This window comes from Bradyrhizobium pachyrhizi, assembly GCF_001189245.1.
In the GTDB taxonomy this organism is placed as follows: domain Bacteria; phylum Pseudomonadota; class Alphaproteobacteria; order Rhizobiales; family Xanthobacteraceae; genus Bradyrhizobium; species Bradyrhizobium pachyrhizi.
Genome location: NZ_LFIQ01000057.1, coordinates 197,764 through 201,599, shown reverse-complemented (window position 1 = coordinate 201,599; position 3,836 = coordinate 197,764). Strand labels below are relative to the sequence as shown.

3 protein-coding genes are annotated in these 3,836 nt (G+C 65.5%); all 3 read right to left on the bottom strand.

The window, feature by feature from the left end; translation table 11 throughout:
• Nucleotides 1-79: 79 nt before the first annotated feature.
• The 3 genes from AKL29_RS11735 to AKL29_RS11725 are packed head-to-tail and all read right to left on the bottom strand — an operon-like array spanning nt 80 to nt 3,319.
• Complete coding sequence (locus AKL29_RS11735; protein WP_050384255.1) at nt 80-865, bottom strand: fumarylacetoacetate hydrolase family protein; 786 nt, start codon at nt 863-865, stop codon at nt 80-82.
• A gap of 12 nt (nt 866-877) precedes the next feature.
• Entirely contained in the window at nt 878-2,242 is a 1,365-nt protein-coding gene (locus AKL29_RS11730; RefSeq protein WP_050384254.1) for an LLM class flavin-dependent oxidoreductase, read from the bottom strand.
• 24 nt (nt 2,243-2,266) lie between these two features.
• Entirely contained in the window at nt 2,267-3,319 is a 1,053-nt protein-coding gene (locus tag AKL29_RS11725; RefSeq protein WP_028332986.1) for an Ldh family oxidoreductase, read from the bottom strand.
• Nucleotides 3,320-3,836: the final 517 nt, after the last annotated feature.

Sequence of the window (3,836 nt, the reverse complement as noted above, 5' to 3'; positions counted from 1 at the left end):
ACCTCCTGGCTTTCGCCAGGACGACACCGAGGACGAGGCACGCGCGCCGACAACAGCGGGGAGGTCGAGCCACTCGGCCTCACACCTTCTCCCTCACGAACCTGTTTCGCAACGTGCCGATGCCGGTGATGTCGATCTCGACCACGTCGCCGTCCTTCAGGTCCGGCGAGGCGCCGTCGGTGCCCATCCAGATCACGTCGCCGGGCGACAGCGTGAAGTATTTGGTCAGCTCGACGAGGAACGGGACGATGCCGAAGATCATCTCGTTGGTGTGGAAGCGGCCGGTCTCCTTGCCGTTGACGCGGATCGCGGTCTCCATGCTGTCGAGGTCGACATTGGTCTCGATCCACGGGCCCATCGGCTTGAAGGTGTCGGCGTTCTTGGCGCGCCACAGTCCGCGATCGGCCTTCTGCCAGCTGCGTTCGGAGACGTCGTTGCCGATGGTGTAGCCGAACACGCAGTCCATCGCGTTGGCCTCGGTCAGGTGCTTGGCGGTCTTGCCGATCACGACGACGAGCTCGCCCTCGTAATGGATCTTCTCGGTCGCGCTCGCGGGGATCACGACGTTCTCGTCATGGGCGATCAGCGCGTTCTGCGCGCGGTAGCCGATCTCGGGACGGTCGGGAACGTTCGGCACGGTGCCGGCCTTGTCGGCGGCTTCCTTGAGGTGTTTCAAATAATTCAGCCCGACGCAGTAGAAGGTTCGCGGGATCAGCGGCAGCTCGATCTTGACGTCCTTCAACGCATGCGTCTTCGACGTCTTGCTCCATTCACCGAACGGATCGCCGTTGACGGTGGTGACGGTGTCGCCCTCGACGAGGCCCCAGGACGTCGTGCCCGCGGCGGTGAATTTCAGCCAGCGCATGATGATGTCCCTCTATTCCGCGGCCTGCGCGCGGGTCTTCCAGGCGCCCGCGGCCGGGCGCTTGAGCCCAAGATTCTCGCGCAGCGTCGAGCCGGCGTAATCCGTGTGGAACAGCCCGCGCTTCTGCAGCTCGGGCACCACGTGATTGACGAAGTCGGCATAGGAGCCCGGCACGTAGCTCGCCGCGACGACGAAGCCGTCGCAGCCGCGATTGACAAACATCTCCTCCAGCCGGTCGGCGATCTCCTTCGGGCCGCCGACCATCGCGTCCTGTACCTGGCCGCGGCCGGAGAAGGTGATGAAGTCGCGGGTCGAGGGATTGCTCTTGCCGGAGGTGCGCAGCACGCCGTCGCGGATGCCGAGCATGCCTTGCATGCCCTGCAGCTCCTCGGTGGTCAGCGGCTCGTCGATCGGTTTGGCGCCGAAATCGAAGTTGAGGCCTTCGGCGAGCAGCGACAGCGCATCGATCTCGAGCGGCAGCTTCTGGATCACCGCCATCCGGTCCTCGGCCTCGGCCTTGGTCGCGCCGGTGACCGGGGTGATCAGATTGCAGAGGAACATCTGGTCGGGATCGCGTCCCGCCTTGGCGGCTTCGCCCCGGATCGCATCATAGCCCTGCTTGGCATTGGCGAGGTTGCGTGCCGCGGTGAAGATCACCTCGCCCCAGCGCCCGGCAAAGCGCTGGCCGCGGCCGGAGGCACCGGCCTGGATCACGACGGGATGGCCCTGCGGCGAGCGCGGCACCGTGAACGGGCCGCGCGAGGTGAAGAACGCGCCCTTGTGGTCGAGCCGCTTCACCTTGGTCGGATCGGCGAAGCGACCGCTCTTCTTGTCGATCACCAGCGAACCGTCTTCCCAGGCATCCCAGTGGCCGAGCACCACCTCCATGAACTCGTCGGCGCGGTCATAGCGATGATCGTGCTCGAGGTGCTGCTCGCGGCCCATGTTGAGCGCTTCGCCGTCATTGACCGACGTCACCACGTTCCAGGCGGCGCGGCCACCGGTCATCAGGTCGAGCGTGGCGAAACGGCGGGCGACGTCGAACGGCTCGAAATAGGTGGTGGAGGCGGTCGAGGCGAGGCCGAGCTTGGTGGTGACCATGCCCATCGTGGTCAGCACCACGATCGGGTCCATCTTCACGCAGCGGATGCCGTATTCGACGGTGTGGGCGTGATCGTTGCCGTAGCGATCGGGCATTGCGAGGCGATCGTCGAAGAACGCCATGTGGAACTTGCCGCGCTCCAGGATGCGCGCGATCTCCTGATAGTAGTCCGCCGACATCGAATCGTCGCGCGATTCCGGGTGGCGCCAGGAGCTCGGCAGGTTGGTGCAGTTCTGCGCCTGCAAAAAGCCAACCAGCGCCATTTGCCGTGTCATGTCGTTCTCCTGTGTCCGGAACTATCAGCGAAGGTCGAGCTCATCGGTGAGCTTGTAATCGGCGGCGAGTGCCTTGAGCTTGTCCCAGGTCGCATCCTCGATCTCGATGCCGTCCTTGCGCCGCTGCTGCTCGCGCAGATATTCGATCTCGCCGGGATAGAACACGCCGCGGCTCCCTTCCGAGGGCGGCGTCGATTTCAAATAGCGGGCGAAGTCGGCGACTTCCTTCCTGAAGTCCTTGAGCGGACGGAATGCGGCGACGTTGAACACCGCCATGAAGCAGCCGTCGTTGTGCCGGCCGGTCGGCTCGACGCCGAAGCCGAGCCCGGTCAGGAGGCCGCACAGCACCTCGACCATCGCGGCAAGGCCCGAGCCCTTGTAGCCTTCGCTGCCGCCGAGCGGCAGCAGCGCGCCGCCCTTGCGGTAGTCCTTCGGGTCCGTGGTGTCGCGCCCCTCGGCATCGATGATCCAGCCCTTCGGGATGCTCTCGCCGCGCGCCACCGCGAGCTGGATCTTGCCGGCGGCGACCGCCGAGGTCGCCATATCCAGGTAGAACGGCGCCTCGAGATCGGAGGGCACCGCGATCGAAAGTGGGTTGGTGCCGAGCCGGGCCTCGCGGCCGCCGAACGGCGCCACGTGTTTCGGCGAGCGGCCGGAATCGGCGGCCGCAATCCCGATCATGCCTTCGCGCATCGCCATCATCGGGTAATGCGCGAGCCGTCCGACATGACTCTGCCGGAACACGGTGCAGGCCGCGACATTGGCAGTCTTCGCCTTGTTGATGGTCATCTCCATCGCCTTGGCGTTGACGTGGAAGCCGAAGCCCCAATGACCGTCGATCACGGTCGTGGTCGGCGTCTCCTGCACGATGGTCCATTGCGCGCCGGGCACGATGTGGCCGGCCTTGATGCGGTCGATATAGGTCGGGATTGCGATCACGCCGTGGGAGTCGTGGCCGGCGAGGTTGGCGTTGACGCAGCCGGAGGCGACTGCGTTCGCCTCCTCCTCAGATGCGCCGGCGCCCCGCAGGAGCGCCGCGCCGATGCGCGTGAGACGGTCGGCCTGGACGATCGGCATGGGATTTTCCTCGCGGTCTGCCCGCGTGATGCGCGGGTCGTGCTTGCTGTAGTCGACGTCATGCTCTCAAAGCGCCGAGGGGCGAGCAAGGGCAGAAAATCCGGTCGGCCATACCGCCAGCAGGGTGCTCGCCGCCGCGATTTCACGGAGTGGAACGGGCGCGGTCGCGTTACGGAATTTGGCTGCTCCGGCGGCGCGAGCGGGACGTCCATCCGCGCCTCGCCGTCCTCCGCCTCAGGCTGGCACACCGGTGTCCGTAATATCCCGGAAAACCGCCGCCCGCGTTCGTCAGCCGTTTACTTTGTCGTGCAACTTGCCGGATACGCTAACCACCACTTAGGCCTCTCGCGGGCAATGTTCCCCGCCAGATTGGAGGGGTTGGCCCCGGGGCCTTCAGGAATCGTGCAGTCGAGCATCGGGCGTACATTCGCGGCGTTGAGTGCCACCAACGAAGCGATCCTGTACGCGAAATCACCAGAAGAATTGTACGGCAAGGTCTGCGAAGCCGCGTTCTCGA